A 16,550-nucleotide genomic window follows, 5' to 3' on the forward strand; every position below is an offset into this window, starting at 1 on the left:
TCTTACGGCAGCACCCCGCACAGGGCCCGGAGGGCGCCCTGCCAGCCGCTGTCGGGAGGCGTGGCGTAGCCGACGACGAGGCCGTCGAGGGTGGGCGGCACCGTGGGGCGGCGGAACCGGTTGACGCCCTGGACGGCGAGGCCGCGCCAGGCGGCGGCCCGCAGGGTGGCCTGCTCGGTGCCCGGCGGCAGGGTCAGGACGGCGTGGAGGCCGGCCGCGATCCCGCTGACCCGGGTCTCCGGCGAGTGCGCGGTGACGGCCGCCACCAGCTGGTCGCGGCGGCGCCGGTAGCGCAGCCGCATCGCCCGTACGTGCCGGTCGTACGCCCCCGAGCGCAGGAACTCGGCGAAGGCCAGCTGGTCCGGGGCGCTCGACGTCCAGTCCGCGGCCCCCTTGGCCGCCGCCACCTCCTGCGCCAGCTCCTGCGGCAGGACCATCCAGCCGAGGCGGAGTCCGGGCGCCAGGGCCTTGCTGGCGGTGCCGAAGTAGACGACGCGGTCGGGGTCGAGGCCCTGGAGGGCGCCGACCGGCTGCCGGTCGTAACGGAACTCCCCGTCGTAGTCGTCCTCCAGGACGAAGCCACCGGAGGCGTGCGCCCAGTCGACGACGGCCGCCCGCCGGTCCGGGGGCAGGGCGCCGCCCAGCGGGTACTGGTGGGCGGCCGTCATGAGGACGGCCCCGCATCCGTCGAGGCCGTCCAGTTCCTCGGTCCTCGTGCCGCGCTCGTCGAACCCCAGGGCGGGGGTGCCGAGTCCGGCCCGGCGCAGGAGCTCGTCGTGGAGCCAGAGTCCGTACGACTCGACGGCCACGTCCCGTACGCCCCGGGCCCGCAGCACCCCGCCGATCAGCGTCAGGCCGTGCACGAAACCGGCGCAGATCACGATCCGTTCGGGCCGGGCGTGCACGCCCCGGGCGCGGGCGAGGTACTCGGCGAGCGCGGCGCGCAGTTCGGGGCGGCCGCGCGGATCGCCGTATCCGAAGGCCTCGTTGGGGGCGGCGGTGAGGGCCCGGCGGTAGGCCTTGAGCCATTCGGCGCGCGGGAAGGAGGCGAGGTCGGGGGTGCCGGACTGGAGGTTGTGCGCGAGTGCGGCGGTCCGGCCGCGGCCGGTGCCGGACGGTGGGGGCGGGCCCGACGGCGCCGGGGGGCGGGGCGCGGCGCGGCGGGCGACGCGGGTCCCGGAGCCCTGCCGGGCGGTGAGCCAGCCCTCGGCGACGAGTTCGGCGTAGGCGTCGGCGACGGTGTTGCGGGCCATGCCGAGGTCGGCGGCGAGCGAACGGGAGGACGGCAGCCGGGTGCCGGCCTCCAGGCGCCCGCTGCGGACGGCCTCCCGCAGGGCGTCCATCAGGCCCGCGCGGAGCCGGGTGCCACGGAGTTCCAGGTGGAGGTCGGACCCGAAAGTGGCCCAGTCGTTCGCCATGGAAATGGACCATACAGCTGAGCCAACTGCTTCGTACGGTGGTCGGCATGACGACGACGGAATCGATCGACCGGACCGTGTACGCCCACGAGCACGCGCCCCGCCTCCCCCTCGCCGAGCACCTCCCCGAGTTCTACCGGGCGATGATCCGGCTGGAGACGGCGGCCGCGAAGGACATCGACCCGACCCTGTACCACCTGATCAAGCTGCGCGCCTCGCAGATCAACCGCTGTGCGTTCTGCATCGACATGCACAGCAAGGACGCGCTGGCCGAGGGCGAGAGCGTCGAGCGGATCGTGCAGCTCGCCGCCTGGGAGGAGTCCCGGCACTTCTACACCGAGCGCGAACTCGCCGCGTTCGCCCTGACCGAGGCCGTCACCGTCCTCACCGACGGCTTCGTGCCCGACGAGGTGTACGCACGGGCCGCCGAGCACTTCGACGAGACCGAACTCGCCCGGGTCATCGCCGCGATCGTCACGATCAACGCCTGGAACCGGATCGGCGTCACGACGCGCATGACGCCGGGCCACTACACCCCGAAGTCCGCGTCGTGAGCACGCCGGTGAACGCCTCGGGGGCCGCCTCGGCGAACGCTTCGGGGGCCGCTTCGGGGACTGCTTCGGCGAACGCCTCGAAGGGCGCTTCGAGGGCCGTCTCGGAGGCCGCTTCGAAGAACGCCGAGGTCCTCCGCGCCCTGCACCTCGACCGCGCGGCCGGCGACCCGCTCGTGCTGCCCGGCCCGTGGGACGCGGCGAGCGCCCGCACCTTCGAGGCCGCCGGCTTCCCCGCCCTCGCCATCCCGAGCGCCGCCGTCGCCGCGTCCCTCGGCCACGAGGACGGGGCGACGCCCGCCGACGAGATGTTCGCCGCCGTGGCGCGCGTCGTCCGGGCCGTGTCCGTCCCCGTCACGGCGGACCTGGAGGGCGGTTACGGGCTGTCCCCCGCCGAACTCGTCGAGCGGGTGCGGGAGACCGGCGCGGTCGGCGTGAACCTGGAGGACAGCGACGCCACGAACGGCCTCAAGGACCCCGAGGCGCACGCGGAGTGGCTGGCGGAGGTACGGGCGACGGCCGGGCCCGGACTCTTCCTGAACGCGCGCGTCGACGCGTACCTCCGCGAGGGCGTCGCCGACCCCGCCGGGGAGGCCCTCGTCCGCGCCCGCCTCTACGCGGTGGCGGGCGCGGACTGCGTGTACCCGATCAAGGCCCCGCCCGCCGACCTGCCGGGCCTGCGGGCGGCCCTCGGCGACCTGCCGGTCAACGCCCTGGCCCTGCCGGACGGCCCGTCCTTCGCCGAGCTCGGCCGCCTGGGCGCGACCCGCGTCACCTTCGGCCCCGGCCTGCTGTTCCGCTCCCTGCGCGGGCTCGCGGACCTGGCGGCCGAGGTGCGGGCGCAGGCTCAGTAGGCGCCGGGCCGGAAGAACTCCAGGGCCACGCCGAGCCGTTCGCGCTGCTTCGGCCAGTCGGCGTCCGGGCCGGCGGCCAGGATCGCGTACTGGTTGCCGTCCTCGGCGGTGAACGCGCGGTCGACGACCTTGCGGCGGCCGCCCTCGCGGTCGTACGCGTACACGAGCTCGGCGGAGTCGGCGGGCGCGCCGGGCTCGCCCGTGACCCGTGCGAGGCTGATCTCGGCGTAGCCGGGCTTGTTGGCCCGGCCGTCCTCGGAGGCGCCGCGCAGCGCCTCGTACGGCGTGATGCCCGCCTCCTGGATGACGAAGACCTGGATCAGGCTCCGCCCGTCCGGCGCGTTGTAGAACACGCCCTGCTCGGACTCGGTGCGGTTCCAGCCCTCGGGGACGGCGATCGTGAAGCCCTTGAGGTCCTCCTGGGCGCGGTAGCCGGGCGGGGGCACGTCGTCCGAGGGCGTGGACGTGGCGGACGGGGACTCCGAGGGGGTCTCCGACGGGGACCCGGAGGTCGGGCCGCCCGTCTCCGGCGTGACCGAGACGGAGGCCGGCGGGCCCGCCGCCGGGCCCGCCCCGTTCTCGCTCCGGCCCCAGACGAACCAGGCGCCCACGGAACCCGCCGCGAGGACGGCCACCGCAACGCCGGCCGCCAGGACGGTCCGCGAACGGGGGCGGGGCGCCGGGGCGGGCGGCGCGGGGTACTGCCATCCACCCGCACCACCCGCGTCGGGGGCGTATCCCGGGGGTCCCGGGAAGTGCCCCGGCGGGTACCCGGGGCTGTGGTCCGGCGCGTACTCAGGAGGAGGCGGCGGAGGAGGAGCGACGGGGCCGGGGGGCCCGGCGGTCCCGGGAGCCTCGGGGGCCCCGGTGACCACGGAAACCCCAGGAGCCTCGGGGGTCCCGGCGACCACGGGAGCCTTGGGAGCCTCGGGGGTCCCGACGACCCCAGGAGCCTTGGGGGCCCCGGTGACCTCGGCGCCCCCGGAACCCCCCGTGCCCTCCGCGGCCACGGGCCCGCCGGCCCCGGCGCCCTCCGGAACCACCGGCCCCGGCAGGGACCCCGGCCACGTGGAGGCGGGCGGGGTCTCCGGTGGCCCGCTCTCCCAGCTCTGCGTCTCGTCGTTCCAGCGGGCCCCGCCCGCCGGAACGCCCCCCTGACCGCTCATCTCATCCTCCGAGCAGGGCGCCGACGGCCTGCCCCACGGCCACGCCCGAGGCGAGGATCCCGGTCACCGCGCCCGCGTCCCTGAGGGCGCGGCGCAGGGCGGTGAGCCGGCCGGTGCCCGCGCGTCCGGTGCCCTCGATCTCGTCCTCGGCGTCGGAGAGTTCGGCGTCGAGCGCGGTCGTCTGCTCGGTGGGGACGACGCCCTCCAGGTCGGCGCGGAGCCGGCGGATGGCCTGGAGGAGCTCCTCCTGCCGGGCGTCGCGGACGGGCTGGGTGCCGTTCACCGTGCTGGTGACGGTGTTGTTGTCGCCGATGGTGACGTTGCCGCCGGTGTTGGTGACGTGAACGCCACCACGGTCGCGGGAGTTCTCAGCCACGGTCGCCTCCGGTCGTGGAAGTGGTGAAGGTCTTGCTGGTGACGGTGTTGTGGTGGCCGACAGTGACGTTCCCCTTGGTGTTCTCGATGAACGTGCCGCCCTCGGCCACGTGGACGATCTTCTGCTCGAACTCGGCGGTCTCGTAACCGGCTTCGCGGAGCGCGAGCGTCACGCCGTTCGCGACGCGGTCCTGCACGCTCTTCAGGTAGCGGCTGACGTCCATCTCCTGGAAGAGGGAGGCCTCGTCGTCGGAGCCGAGCTCGCGGACCGAGATCCACGGCCCCTCGGGCAGCGCGTTGGTGTGGCCGGCGGTGAGCACCCGCCACACCTGGACGAGCGCGCGCCCGATCGTGACCACGGCCTGCCCGGCCGAGCGCGGGGTCTGCCCGAGCGCCCAGACGGCCTTGCCGAAGTGGTGGTTGTGGCGGTAGCGGTGGGCGATCCGGTCGGCGTACCGGTAGAGCGGCCGCACCGGCCGCAGGACGTGCGGGGCGACCTCCAGCATCAGCATGCCGCCCTGGGTGTGGACGCGGACGAAGACCGTGGTGACGATCTCCTCGCCCCAGCCGCCGACCCGGATGCGGAGGAAGTGCCGGCGGGTCTCGCCGCCCTCCTCGATGGCGCGCGAGCGGTGTGCCTCGAAGCCCTCGGGGGTGTACGGGGCGGCCGTGCGGGCCGGCAGTCCGTCGACGGGCAGGAAGACGACCTCGTCGATCTCCAGCTCACGCAGCCGGTCCCGTACGGCCGCCTGGAGCTGCGGCGAGCCGTGCGGGGAGGGCACGCGGAGCGCCTCCAGGAGCGGGACGACGTGCCGCAGGACGGCACTGTTGTCGAGCGGTTCGGGCGCCTTGCCGTCGAGGTTCTTGCGGGGGCGCAGCTCGACCGAGAGCGACCAGGGCTCGTACGGGGAGCCGGCGCCGCAGAACGGGACGTCGGCGTCGTACATGATCAGCCGGGAGTGCTGTTCGATCCGGATCCGGTCGCGCAGCCGGCGGAAGCGGGCGCCCTCGGCGAGTTCGGCCGGGTCGGTGCGCTGGTCGGCGAAGCGTTCGCGGGAGAGCTCCTGGGTGAGCGCGCGGGCGAACTGGCCGCGCTGGGTGGCCACCGCCCAGGCCACGAGGAGCGGCACGGCGATGGTGATCCACACCTCCAGCGGGCCGATGCCCCACATCTCCTGGGCGGCGAGGCTGACGGCGAGGTCGAGGGAGCCGGTGGTCTCGTGGACCCCGCCGAGGAGATCGCCGAGGAACCCGCCGTCGGACTCGTCGTCGCCGAACGCGAGGAACAAGAGGAGCAGCGCGGACTGGAGGAACATCAGCCGGCCGTACCAGCGCAGCAGGAACGCGAGGACGATCCGGTAGACGGGGGCGGTGGCGGACCGGCCGCGCACCCAGCGGGCGACGCCGAGCACCAGGAAGGGGGTGATGAGGAGCGCGATCAGGCCCTTGGTGAGGGGGATCGCGACGATCCAGAGGGCGAGGACGCCGGCGGCCCAGGCGAGTTCGACGCGGCGGGCGCGCAGCGCGTGGGCGAGGACGCGGCTCGCGTCGTAGCCGAGGGAGGGGGCGGCGAAGCGCTCCTCGTGGACGTACAGCTGGTCGATGACCGCGTCACGGAACCCGTCGTCGAGGTACGTGCCGGCGCAGAGCAGCCGGGTCGCCTCGCTGGCGGCCGGTAAGCGGCGCGGGTCGACCGCGGGCGACGGTCCGCCGGGCTGGTGAGGTACGGACGGCTGCGCCAAGATTCCCCCGTTTTCAGGTGACTGTCCTTGTCTTCGGCCCCAGTTGGCGGGAAACCGGGGGGACAGCATAGGGGAGGCGGCAGTTCGTTGTCGGCCCGAAAAGACGGCGCCCCCGGGCCGTACGGTCGGTCGTACGGCCCGGGGGCGCCGGGAACGTGAAGCCGCGGCCGGCCTCGGACGAGGCCGCGCCGCTCGGCTTCGGATCAGGCCGAGCCCGCTCAGATCAGGCCGAGCTCGCGCACCGCGTCGCGCTCCTCGGAGAGCTCCTTCACCGAGGCGTCGATGCGCTTGCGGGAGAAGTCGTTGATCTCCAGGCCCTGGACGATCTCGTACTTGCCGTCCTTGCAGGTGACGGGGAAGGAGGAGATGAGGCCCTCCGGGACGCCGTAGGAGCCGTCGGACGGGACGCCCATGGAGGTCCAGTCGCCCTCGGCGGTGCCGTTGACCCAGGTGTGGACGTGGTCGATGGCGGCGTTGGCGGCGGAGGCCGCGGAGGACGCGCCACGGGCGTCGATGATCGCGGCGCCGCGCTTGGCGACGGTCGGGATGAAGGTGTCGGCCAGCCACGCCTCGTCGTTGACGACCTCGGCCGCGTTCTTGCCGGCGATCTCCGCGTGGAAGATGTCCGGGTACTGGGTCGCGGAGTGGTTGCCCCAGATGGTGAGGCGCTTGATGTCCGTGACCGAGGAGCCGGTCTTCTGGGCCAGCTGCGTCAGGGCGCGGTTGTGGTCCAGGCGGGTCATCGCGGTGAAGCGCTCGGCCGGGACGCCCTTGGCGGCGGACTGGGCGATCAGGGCGTTGGTGTTGGCCGGGTTGCCGACGACGAGGACCTTGATGTCGTCCGCGGCGTGGGCCGCGATGGCCTCGCCCTGCGGCTTGAAGATGCCGCCGTTGGCGGCGAGCAGGTCGCCGCGCTCCATGCCCGGGCCGCGCGGGCGGGCGCCGACGAGCAGGCCGATGTTGGCGCCCTCGAAGCCCTTGTTCGGGTCGTCGAAGATGTCGATGCCCTTGAGCAGCGGGAAGGCGCAGTCGTCGAGCTCCATGGCGGTGCCCTCGGCGGCCTTGACGCCCTGGGGGATCTCGAGGAGGCGCAGCTTGACCGGCACGTCCGCGCCGAGCAGGTGGCCGGAGGCGATGCGGAAGAGCAGCGCGTAGCCGATCTGGCCGGCCGCGCCGGTGACGGTGACATTCACGGGAGTGCGGGTCATGGCGATCTCCGTAAGACAGCTGGCGGTGGGGGTCCCTGCCCCTGGTGCTGGACGGCTCCCCTGATCGACGATCGATCACCTGATCGATCGGTGTCTCGATGTGAAGAGATATCCAGCGGTCAGGCTATCCGACCCGGGCCCTCCCGAATCCCCAACCCCTTGTGGTCCGGCTCACTGCCACCCGTCCGGGCACCGCCGTGCGCCCCGACGCCCGGCCGAGGTAGCGGAATGGTCACTTCCGTGCCACAGCGCTCCGACGGGACTTGAACCACCTTGGTGCGTACATGACCCTTGATCGTGACGGCGCCCGCCCTCCCACGGGGGAGAGGGCGGGCGCCGTGCCCACGTGCCGGACGGCTACGTCACCGTCAGGTGGAGCACGTCCTCCAGGAACGGGATCCGCAGCCAGGGCCCCGGCTGCACCATGAGCGCGAGCAGCACGATCAGGCCGCCCATCACCCCGTACGTGATCATGTCCGTGAAGCGGGAGCGGACGGCCAGCATGCCGACGGACGGCAGCGCCCGCCGGATCGCCGCGCCCGTGAGGAGCGCCGCGCCGACCAGGATCGCGCCGATCCGGAAGGACTGCGGGAACGGGTCCGTCCCCACCACGAGCAGGCCGAGCCCCGCGAGCACGAGGACGGTGAGCAGCGGCCACTGGCGCGCGGGCGCCGGCGCGTCGCCGGGGGCCGCCCGGCCGCCGCCCTCGGGGCGCGCGGTGTCGGTGGTGAGCCGCTGGCGCGGACCGAGCGCCGCCGCGTCCTCCGTCGCGCCGTCCGCGGCGGTGGTGTCCGCGCCGTCGGCGGTCTCCGTGCCGCCCGCGGCGGTCGCGTCCTCCACGGCGTCCGCGCCGTCCGGGTTGCCGGGCGTCCCCGGGGTCCCGGAGGTCACCTCAGAGCGCCGCGGCCGCGCGCTCGGCGGCCTCGACGACGTTGACGAGGAGCTGCGCACGGGTCATCGGGCCCACGCCGCCGGGGTTCGGGGAGATCCAGGCGGCCACCTCGGCGACGCCCGGGTCCACGTCACCGACGATCTTGCCCTCGCCGTTGCGGGAGACGCCGACGTCGAGGACGGCCGCGCCCGGCTTCACGTCCTCCGGCTTGATGAGGTGCGGCACGCCGGCCGCCGCGACGATGATGTCGGCGTTGCGCAGGTGCGCCGCGAGGTCCCGGGTGCCGGTGTGGCACTGGGTCACGGTCGCGTTCTCGGAGCGGCGGGTCAGGATGAGCGGCATCGGACGACCGATGGTGACGCCGCGGCCGACGACGACGACCTCGGCACCGTTGATCTCCACGCCGTGGGCGCGGAGCAGGGTGACGATGCCGTTCGGCGTGCAGGGCAGCGGGGCGGGCTCGTTGAGGACGAGCCGGCCGAGGTTGGTCGGGTGCAGGCCGTCCGCGTCCTTGGCCGGGTCCATCAGCTCCAGGATGCGGTTCTCGTCGATGCCCTTGGGCAGCGGCAGCTGGACGATGTAACCGGTGCACTCCGGGTCCTCGTTGAGCTCCCGCACGACCGCCTCGATCTCCTCCTGCGTGGCGGTCGCGGGGAGTTCGCGCTGGATGGAGGCGATGCCGACCTGCGCGCAGTCGCGGTGCTTGCCCGCCACGTACTTCTGGCTGGCCGGGTCGTCGCCGACCAGGACCGTGCCGAGGCCGGGCGTGACGCCCTTCTCCTTGAGGGCCGCCACACGGACGGTCAGATCGGACTTGATCGCGGCTGCGGTGGCCTTGCCATCGAGAATCTGGGCGCTCATGGAGACATCCTCCCGGATGACCCCCGCCTTGTTCCAATTCGCCGACGAGGAGCGGGCGGCGACACGGAGCCGGAGGTTGCACTTGCACAACTCCGCTGCGTATCGACTGGACAAAATCTCGCCATTGCGACGACGATGACCGGCGTAGCAGCGCGGAAAGTGCCGGGGGGAAATCCGCTCAAATGCCGTGAAAGTCCTCCGCGCGGGCCGCGTCGTCCCCGCACAGAGAAATTTCACGGAGGAATCCCGCGATGAGCTTCGGCGAACCGAACAACCCCTACGGCCAGCCGCAGGGACAGCAGCCGGGCTACGGCTACCCGCAGCAGGCCCCGCAGGGCGTTCCGCAGCAGGGTTACGGCTACCCGGCGGCCCCGCCGTACGGCGGCGGCTACCCGGGCGCGGCCATGCAGATGCCGGGCGGAGTGAAGGCCGCGCGCGTGATGCTGTGGATCTTCGGCGTCCTCCAGATCCTGATGGGCATCCTCATGGCCCTCGCCGGCGGCTGGTTCGCCGACCAGCTCTCCAGCAGCTCGTCCGAGTTCGACAACACGGACGGCGCCGCCGCCGCGGTCACGGGCATCTTCGTGGTCATCGGCATCTTCGTCCTCGCCTTCGGCGTGTGGGCGATCATGATGGCCGTCAAGTCCGCCACCGGCGGCAACGGCGTCCGCATCTCGGCGATCGTCTACGGTTCGCTCTCGACCCTCGGCAGCCTCGTCAACCTCGTCGGTGGCAACGTCTTCGCCCTGGTCAGCCTCGCCCTCGGCATCCTGATCATCGTCTTCTACGCGAAGTCGGACGCCGCTGCCTGGTTCAAGCGGAACCGCCAGCAGTACTGAGCCCGACACGCATGTGAGGGGCGGGATCCGTACCGGGTCCCGCCCCTCGCGCGTACCGCCGTCGTCGTCGCCGTCAGCGCCGCCTCGGGACCGCTTCAGGCCCCCCTCAGGACCGCTTCAGGACCGCGAAGCCGTCCGAGCGGTAGGTGATCTCGTACCGCGCCTCCGGATGCAGTTGCGAAGCCAACTGCGCCGGATCCGACACCTGCTGACCCCAACCCCGCAGGTCGAAGGCGAGGTAGTCCGGGGTGGCGCCCTTCGACGTGCCCACCCAGTAGACCCGGTGGTCCGCCGTGAGGTGCGCGAGGAGCGAGACGTCCGCCTCGACGCTCGTCCCCTCCGGCACGGCGTCGACCGCCGCCCGCGCCTCCAGGGTCCGGCTGTCCGTCCGGTACGTCTCCGACTTCATCAGATCCCGCAGCGGCAGGTTCGCGGCGAGGACGAGCGCGACCGCCGTCGCGACCGGGACGACGACCCTGCCGTACGAGACGAGCCACTCGCGCGGCGAGGTGCGGACCGAGCGGACGCCGTCCACGAGGGCCAGGAAGACGACCGGCATGAGGACCGCGCTGTAGTGCCAGTGCATCCCCCAGTGGTTGGCGTCCTGGGAGAGGAAGCGCCAGCCCAGGGTCGGCAGGACGAGCAGGACCAGCGGGGAGCGCAGGGCGAGGAAGCCGGTGATCGCGAGCAGGTAGAAGACCATCTCCCAGCGCTCGCCCGAGGCGAGGGCGTCGCCGATGACCTGCCCGAAGGAGGTGTCGGCCCCTTGGCCGGTCTTCTCGATCTTGGCCCAGTAGTCGTACTGGCCGAGCCGGCTCGCCGCCGGGATCAGGACGAGGACCGTCAGCGCGAAGGCCGCCGTGCCGAAGCCGGCCAGGGCGGCGCCGAGGCGCCTGCGTCCCTTCAGGAAGAGAACCGCTCCGACCATGGCGACGGTGAGGCCCATGTCCTCCTTGACGAGGACGAGCGGAGCGGACCAGGCGGCCGCCGCGGTCCAGCGCCCGAGGAGCAGGGCCCGGCAGGCCAGGGCGAGCAGCGGGACGGCGAAGGCGATCTCGTGGAAGTCGGACTTGACGGCCTCCTGGAGCCCCCAGGAGAGGCCGTAGGCGACGGTCAGGCCGATGCCGGCGGCCCGGCTGCCGAGGATCTGCTGCGCGGTGCGGCCGACGACGACGGCGGAGGCGGCGAAGAGCGCGGCCTGGCCGAGGAGCAGCGCGGCGGGCGAGGGCCAGATCCAGTAGAGCGGCGCGAGCAGCGCGGTGACGGGGCTGAAGTGGTCGCCGAGTATCTGGAAGCCGGGGCCCTTGATGTCGACGACGGGGGCGCGGAACTCGGCGTACGCCCGGACCGACTGCCCGAAGATCCCGAGGTCCCAGGAGGGCGTGCGGAAGTGCGCGTACTGCACCCAGGAGTACAGGAAGTACAGGCCGCAGAGGACGCCCGCGAGGATCAGGTACGGGCGGAGCGGGGCCGGGGCGAGGCCCTCGGACGGCTCCGTGTCGGTGGTGTCCGCCGGGGGCCTGTTCAGTACGTCCAACACCACGTCCCCCACTAACGGCGGCCGACAAAAGAGCAACCCATTAGACCAGAGTCCACTCGTTCGGCGGATCCGCCGCGGGCCCGGGAACGGGAACGGCCCGTCGGCACCGTGAGGTGCCGACGGACCGCTACACGGCGCTCACCGTCAGTGGAAGAAGTGGCGCGTGCCCGTGAAGTACATCGTCACGCCCGCCTTCTTCGCCGCCTCGACGACCAGCTCGTCGCGCACCGAACCGCCCGGCTGCACGACCGCCTTCACGCCGGCCGCGGTGAGGATCTCCAGGCCGTCGGGGAAGGGGAAGAACGCGTCGGACGCGGCGTACGAGCCGCGCGCCCGCTCCTCGCCCGCCCGCTCGACGGCCAGCTTCGCGGAGTCCACGCGGTTGACCTGGCCCATGCCGACGCCGACCGAGGCGCCGTCCTTGGCGAGCAGGATCGCGTTGGACTTGACCGCGCGGCAGGCCTTCCAGGCGAAGGCGAGCTCGGCGAGCTCCTCGGCGGAGAGCGCCTCGCCGGCCGCGAGGGTCCAGTTCGCCGGGTCGTCGCCCTCGGCCTGGAGGCGGTCGGTCACCTGGAGGAGGGCGCCGCCGTCGATCGGCTTGACCTCGACCGGGTTGGCCGGGGCGCCCTCGGCCTTCAGGACGCGGATGTTCTTCTTCTTGGCGAGGATCTCGACCGCGCCGTCCTCGTAGCCGGGGGCCACGATGACCTCGGTGAAGATCTCGGCGACCTGCTCGGCCATCGCGACGGAGACCGGGCGGTTGACGGCGATGACGCCGCCGAACGCGGACAGCGGGTCGCAGGCGTGCGCCTTGCGGTGCGCCTCGGCGACGTCGGCGCCGATCGCGATGCCGCAGGGGTTGGCGTGCTTGATGATCGCGACGCAGGGCTCGGTGTGGTCGTACGCGGCCCGGCGCGCGGCGTCGGTGTCCGTGAAGTTGTTGTACGACATCTCCTTGCCGTGCAGCTGCTCCGCCTCGGCGAGACCACCGGTGCCGTCGACGTACAGCGCGGCGCCCTGGTGCGGGTTCTCGCCGTAGCGCAGGACGTTCTTGCGCTCGTACGTGGCGCCGAGGAAGTCGGGGAAGCCCGAGTCGTCGGCGGCGGCGTAGTCGTCGGCGAACCAGGAGGCCACGGCCACGTCGTACGCGGCGGTGTGCTGGAAGGCCTCGGCGGCGAGCCGCTTGCGGGCGGTCAGGTCGAAGCCGCCGGCCTTGACGGCGGCGAGCACGTCGGCGTACCGGTCGGGGCTGGTGACGATCGCGACCGACGGGTGGTTCTTGGCCGCGGCGCGGACCATCGACGGGCCGCCGATGTCGATCTGCTCGACGCACTCGTCCGGGGTGGCGCCGGAGGCGACGGTCTCGCGGAACGGGTAGAGGTTCACGACGACGAGGTCGAAGGGCTCCACGCCGAGCTCGGCGAGCTGCGCGCGGTGCGACTCCAGGCGCAGGTCGGCGAGGATGCCGGCGTGCACGCGCGGGTGCAGCGTCTTGACGCGCCCGTCGAGGCACTCGGGGAAGCCGGTCAGCTCCTCGACCTTGGTGACCGGGACACCGGCGGCGGCGATCTTCCCGGCGGTGGAGCCGGTGGAGACGAGCTCGACACCGGCCTCGTGCAGACCGCGGGCCAGCTCCTCGAGCCCCGTCTTGTCGTAGACGCTGACCAGCGCGCGGCGGATGGGCTTAACGGTGTCCGTGTTCACCGACATGAACCTTTCGTCCCTCAATGCGGTAGCCGTGCCGGGCGAGGCGCCCCACGACGTCGACGAGCAGCGAGCGCTCGACTTCCTTGATGCGCTCGTGCAGAGCGGCTTCATCGTCCTCGTCCCGCACCTCGACCACGCCCTGGGCGATGATCGGGCCGGTGTCGACACCGTCGTCGACGAAGTGGACGGTGCATCCGGTGACCTTCGCGCCGTAGGCGAGGGCGTCGCGCACCCCGTGGGCACCGGGAAAACTGGGGAGGAGCGCCGGGTGTGTGTTGACGACCCGGCCGCCGAAGCGGGCGAGGAACTCCTTGCCGACGATCTTCATGAAACCGGCCGAGACGACGAGGTCCGGCTCGTACGCGGCGGTGGCCTCGGTCAGCGCGTGGTCCCACTCCTGGCGGGTCGCGTGGTCCTTCACCCTGCACACGAAGGTCGGCAGCCCGGCGCGCTCGGCGCGCTCCAGGCCGACGATGGAGTCGCGGTCGGCGCCGACGGCGACGACCTCCGCGCCGTAACCCTCGGGGTCGGCGGCGATGGCGTCGAGGAGGGCCTGCAGATTGGTACCGGACCCGGAGACCAGGACGACGAGGCGGGCGGCAGCCACTGGGGTCACTCTTTCCGTGGTGTTTGTGCGGTCGTACGAACTAATCGTGCCCCTCGATACGGGGAACCCTACGAATGGCTCGACCGTCAGCAACGATACCGGCACACGGGGCGGCCCCCACGGGACGGGGGCGGGGCAGGGCGGTAGCGTCAGGGCCGATGCCGGGCGCGCACCGGGCCGGACGGGGGGTCGGAGCCGGTTCGGACGGCGGGCGGCTCGGCGGACGAGCAGCAGACGAGACAGCACGAGACAGCAGCGGAGACCACGGGTGCGGTCGTGGTCGAGACGACAGAGGGAAGACGTTCAGCAGATGCCGGAACGCCAGTCCACGGACGACAACAACCCGTTCGCGCCACCGCCCGAGGGCAGGCCGGACCAGCCGTGGCAGCCGCGGCGACCGGAGGGCTCGGACGACGACGCGTCCGGCGCCCCGGACTCGTCGGGGCCGTCCGACGGCCGCTGGAGCCCGCGCCAGCCGGGCCCCTCGCAGGACGGTTTCGGCCGGGGGCCGGAGCGGCAGGGCGGGCCGGAGGGCGGCCCCGGACAGGGCGGGCCCGGGCGGGGCCCTGGGATCCGCTGGGACCCGACGGACCCGGCGCAGCGGAGGGCGCGGTACGCGATCCTCTCCGGCATGTGGGGCTTCTTCTTCGCCATCTTCGAGATCCCGCAGCTGGCGCTGCTGCTCGGCGCCCTCGGCCTCTACTGGGCGATCAGTTCGCTGCGCGCCAAGCCGAGGACGGCCGGGGAACTGTCGCCGACATCACAGCCTCCGTCGGCGCAGCCCGCTCCGGGCCGGCCCTCGGAGCAGGGGGCGACCGCCTCGACCGTGCCGCTCCGCTCGATGCGGACGGCGGCGATCAGCGGTCTCGTCGCGGCGAGCCTGGCGCTGATGATCGTCGCGGTGGGCTTCACCATGCAGGTCGTCTACCGCGACTTCTACGAGTGCCGCGACGACGCCCTGACCCACGCGGGCGAGCTCGCCTGCAACGACCTCCTGCCGAAGCCGCTGCGCGCGGGCTTCGGGGTACGGGAGTAGCCGGCAGGCGTCAGTCGGTGGCGGGCGGCGGCGGGGAGGGCTCCCAGGCCGCCGGGAGGTAGTCGTACGGCTCGTATCCGGGGTCGTCGCCGAAGGGATCGGCATACGGGGCGGTGTACGGGACGGCGGGCGGGGCGGCGGTGCGGGGGGCGGGGGCGCCCGGGACGGCGGGGGCCTCGCCCTGCGGGTCCGATGCCGTCCCGGTGCCCGTTCCGGTCCCGGTCGCGGTCTTCGCTCCGGCGCCTGCCCCGGTGCCGGTCTTTGTTCCGGTGCCTGCCCCGGTGCCGGTCCCGGCGCCTCGGTCGGTCTCGGCCGTCGGCGCCGCCCCGGGCACGGCCGCCTCCGGTCGGGTCTCCGCGGACCCGGGCGGGGACGGCAGGAGGCCGGACAGGGCCGCCACGAGGCGGGAGGGGGCCGCCACGAGCCCGGCCGAGGCCGCCTTGAGCCGGGACGGGGGCGCCAGGGGGCCCTCCTTCGTGGTGGGCGCGGGTACTCCCGCGGGTGCCGGGACGGCGGGCGCGGGCGAGGGCCGGAGCCCCCTGGAGCGCGGGACCCGGCGGCCCCAGGCCCGTACCCCGAGCGCCACCGGCAGCCCCGCGCAGATCCCCCACAGCACCGCCGCCGCACCCGTCTGCCACCACACGGGGCCGAACGCCGCGAGGCGGCCGGTGCCGAGCGGGCCGCCCGCCGCAGCCGCCAGGACGGCGACGACCGCCCCGCACCCGCCGGCCGCGCCCAGCGCGGCCAGGGCCGCCTCCCGGGCCGCCCAGGTCCGGGCGGCCCGGCCCACCCGGTGCCCCTGGACCACCGCCGCGACCAGCGGGACCGCGGCGGCCGCCCAGTGGGCCCAGGTGCCGCGCCCCTCGGCGGGCAGCGCGGCCAGGAGCGGGAAGGGCGGCACGGCCGGGTCGCCGACGAGGCCCAGCGGGGTCGCGAGCGCTCCCGTGCCGAGGGCGAAGCCGGGCCCGAGGCCGTACGCGGCTCCCCAGACGGCCGCGTTCGGCAGCAGTGCCAGGACGAGCAGCAGGACCGTCACCCGACCGGACCACTCCCCCGCGAGGCCTTCGAACGAGGCCTGCGCCCGGCCCGCGTGCCAGGCGAGCGAACCGGCCGCGGCCACCGCGCCGCCGCCGAGCAGCGTCAGCGTCCCGAGCCCGGCGGCGCGTAGGGCGACGGCGGCCTGCCGCCGGCCGGGCAGCGGGCGGCCGAGCGCCGTCCAGACGCCCGCGCCCGCCGCACCGGTGACGACGGCGGGCGGCCAGAGTCCGGCCGTGACGAGGTCGGCGGGCAGCGGACCGCTCTCGCTGTAGACCACGACGGCGGCCGCCACCAGCAGGTATCCCCCGGCGACGGCGGTGACGGCGCCGCCCGGCGAGGGGCGCGGCCGGGTGCCGTCGTCCCCCGGGTCGAGGGTGTCGCGGGCGGTCCGGTGCACCAGCCAGACGGGCAGGGCGGCGAGCAGCAGCGGGGCGATGCCGAGGGGGGCGGGCAGGCCGGACAGGGTGTCCGTGCGGACCAGGTCCACGCCGTGGGCGAGCAGCCAGAGGCCGGCGGCCACGTGCAGGGCGCCGGCGGGGCCGCTGTCGGGGTACGGGGAGCTGATCCAGGCCGCGATCACCAGGACCGCGAGGGTGCCGAGCCCGAGTCCGGCGGCGACCGCCCCCCGGACGCAGGCGGTGGCGAGCGCGGCGGAACGGCCGCCCTGGACCAGGGGGTGCTCGGTCACATGGGTCACGGGGCCATGCTGCCAACGA

Annotated in this window: 15 protein-coding genes; 4 read left to right on the top strand and 11 right to left on the bottom strand. The window is 74.0% G+C overall.

Annotated elements, in window-relative coordinates:
* Positions 1-2: 2 nt before the first annotated feature.
* Positions 3-1,418, bottom strand: a complete 1,416-nt coding sequence (locus ACIGW4_RS11195; RefSeq protein WP_399579837.1) for a PLP-dependent aminotransferase family protein — start codon at positions 1,416-1,418, stop codon at positions 3-5.
* Between the two features lie 47 nt (positions 1,419-1,465).
* On the opposite strand from ACIGW4_RS11195, the gene ACIGW4_RS11200 reads away from it, so the two are divergent.
* Together ACIGW4_RS11200 and ACIGW4_RS11205 are read left to right on the top strand one after the other, a co-directional pair.
* Complete coding sequence (locus tag ACIGW4_RS11200; RefSeq protein WP_398710248.1) at positions 1,466-1,972, top strand: carboxymuconolactone decarboxylase family protein; 507 nt, start codon at positions 1,466-1,468, stop codon at positions 1,970-1,972.
* Between the two features lie 140 nt (positions 1,973-2,112).
* On the top strand, positions 2,113-2,823 hold the full coding sequence (locus tag ACIGW4_RS11205) for an isocitrate lyase/phosphoenolpyruvate mutase family protein (RefSeq protein ID WP_399580011.1): 711 nt from the start codon (positions 2,113-2,115) through the stop codon (positions 2,821-2,823).
* Here the strand turns inward: ACIGW4_RS11205 and ACIGW4_RS11210 are convergent.
* From ACIGW4_RS11210 to ACIGW4_RS11235, 6 genes are all read right to left on the bottom strand, one after another.
* Positions 2,817-3,458, bottom strand: coding sequence for a hypothetical protein (locus tag ACIGW4_RS11210; protein ID WP_399579839.1), 642 nt, complete (start codon positions 3,456-3,458; stop codon positions 2,817-2,819). The two genes, ACIGW4_RS11205 and ACIGW4_RS11210, sit on opposite strands and share 7 nt — an antisense overlap.
* Before the next feature lie 532 nt (positions 3,459-3,990).
* The gene (locus ACIGW4_RS11215) at positions 3,991-4,365 is read right to left on the bottom strand and encodes a hypothetical protein (RefSeq protein WP_399579841.1); all 375 of its coding nucleotides are present in this window, start codon (positions 4,363-4,365) and stop codon (positions 3,991-3,993) included.
* Positions 4,358-6,175, bottom strand: coding sequence for a hypothetical protein (locus ACIGW4_RS11220; protein ID WP_399579843.1), 1,818 nt, complete (start codon positions 6,173-6,175; stop codon positions 4,358-4,360). The genes ACIGW4_RS11215 and ACIGW4_RS11220 overlap by 8 nt, the downstream gene beginning before the upstream one ends.
* Before the next feature lie 149 nt (positions 6,176-6,324).
* On the bottom strand, positions 6,325-7,314 hold the full coding sequence (locus tag ACIGW4_RS11225; protein WP_123454849.1) for a malate dehydrogenase: 990 nt from the start codon (positions 7,312-7,314) through the stop codon (positions 6,325-6,327).
* Positions 7,315-7,671: 357 nt separating this feature from the next.
* Positions 7,672-8,205 carry a DUF3017 domain-containing protein gene (locus ACIGW4_RS11230; RefSeq protein WP_359591027.1) on the bottom strand — a complete coding sequence of 178 codons (534 nt, stop codon included), beginning with the start codon at positions 8,203-8,205 and terminating at the stop codon, positions 7,672-7,674.
* 1 nt (position 8,206) lies between these two features.
* Positions 8,207-9,067, bottom strand: a complete 861-nt coding sequence (locus ACIGW4_RS11235; protein ID WP_398710239.1) for a bifunctional methylenetetrahydrofolate dehydrogenase/methenyltetrahydrofolate cyclohydrolase — start codon at positions 9,065-9,067, stop codon at positions 8,207-8,209.
* A gap of 251 nt (positions 9,068-9,318) precedes the next feature.
* On the opposite strand from ACIGW4_RS11235, the gene ACIGW4_RS11240 reads away from it, so the two are divergent.
* Positions 9,319-9,906 (top strand): hypothetical protein, encoded by a 588-nt coding sequence (locus tag ACIGW4_RS11240; protein WP_123454842.1) that lies wholly within the window; start codon positions 9,319-9,321, stop codon positions 9,904-9,906.
* A 106-nt stretch (positions 9,907-10,012) separates the two neighbouring features.
* Here the strand turns inward: ACIGW4_RS11240 and ACIGW4_RS11245 are convergent, their stop codons facing one another.
* The 3 genes from ACIGW4_RS11245 to purN all read right to left on the bottom strand — a co-directional run bounded on the left by ACIGW4_RS11245 (position 10,013) and on the right by purN (position 13,760).
* Positions 10,013-11,446 (bottom strand): DUF2079 domain-containing protein, encoded by a 1,434-nt coding sequence (locus ACIGW4_RS11245; protein WP_398710330.1) that lies wholly within the window; start codon positions 11,444-11,446, stop codon positions 10,013-10,015.
* Between the two features lie 144 nt (positions 11,447-11,590).
* Positions 11,591-13,156 (bottom strand): bifunctional phosphoribosylaminoimidazolecarboxamide formyltransferase/IMP cyclohydrolase, encoded by a 1,566-nt coding sequence (purH, locus tag ACIGW4_RS11250; protein WP_399579847.1) that lies wholly within the window; start codon positions 13,154-13,156, stop codon positions 11,591-11,593.
* Positions 13,131-13,760 (bottom strand): phosphoribosylglycinamide formyltransferase, encoded by a 630-nt coding sequence (purN, locus tag ACIGW4_RS11255; protein WP_123454835.1) that lies wholly within the window; start codon positions 13,758-13,760, stop codon positions 13,131-13,133. The genes purH and purN overlap by 26 nt, the downstream gene beginning before the upstream one ends.
* Before the next feature lie 310 nt (positions 13,761-14,070).
* Between purN and ACIGW4_RS11260 the strand changes: the two genes are divergently transcribed.
* Complete coding sequence (locus ACIGW4_RS11260) at positions 14,071-14,796, top strand: hypothetical protein (RefSeq protein ID WP_123454833.1); 726 nt, start codon at positions 14,071-14,073, stop codon at positions 14,794-14,796.
* Between the two features lie 10 nt (positions 14,797-14,806).
* Here ACIGW4_RS11260 and ACIGW4_RS11265 read toward each other — a convergent pair whose 3' ends face one another.
* A complete protein-coding gene (locus ACIGW4_RS11265) occupies positions 14,807-16,531 on the bottom strand; it encodes a DUF6350 family protein (protein ID WP_399579849.1) in 1,725 nt (574 codons plus the stop codon).
* Positions 16,532-16,550 lie beyond the last annotated feature (19 nt).

The sequence above is a fragment of the Streptomyces sp. NPDC053513 genome (assembly GCF_044544765.1).
GTDB lineage: Bacteria > Actinomycetota > Actinomycetes > Streptomycetales > Streptomycetaceae > Streptomyces > Streptomyces litmocidini.

What these genes read in the sequence shown, in the direction of transcription:
- ACIGW4_RS11235 (WP_398710239.1), bottom strand. Translation starts at nt 9,067, where the DNA reads ATGAGCGCCCAGATTCTCGATGGCAAGGCCACCGCAGCCGCGATCAAG.
- ACIGW4_RS11200 (WP_398710248.1), top strand. Translation starts at nt 1,466, where the DNA reads ATGACGACGACGGAATCGATCGACCGGACCGTGTACGCCCACGAGCAC.
- ACIGW4_RS11195 (WP_399579837.1), bottom strand. Translation starts at nt 1,418, where the DNA reads ATGGCGAACGACTGGGCCACTTTCGGGTCCGACCTCCACCTGGAACTC.
- purH (WP_399579847.1), bottom strand. Translation starts at nt 13,156, where the DNA reads ATGTCGGTGAACACGGACACCGTTAAGCCCATCCGCCGCGCGCTGGTC.
- ACIGW4_RS11240 (WP_123454842.1), top strand. Translation starts at nt 9,319, where the DNA reads ATGAGCTTCGGCGAACCGAACAACCCCTACGGCCAGCCGCAGGGACAG.
- ACIGW4_RS11220 (WP_399579843.1), bottom strand. Translation starts at nt 6,175, where the DNA reads ATGCTGTCCCCCCGGTTTCCCGCCAACTGGGGCCGAAGACAAGGACAG.
- ACIGW4_RS11260 (WP_123454833.1), top strand. Translation starts at nt 14,071, where the DNA reads ATGCCGGAACGCCAGTCCACGGACGACAACAACCCGTTCGCGCCACCG.
- ACIGW4_RS11225 (WP_123454849.1), bottom strand. Translation starts at nt 7,314, where the DNA reads ATGACCCGCACTCCCGTGAATGTCACCGTCACCGGCGCGGCCGGCCAG.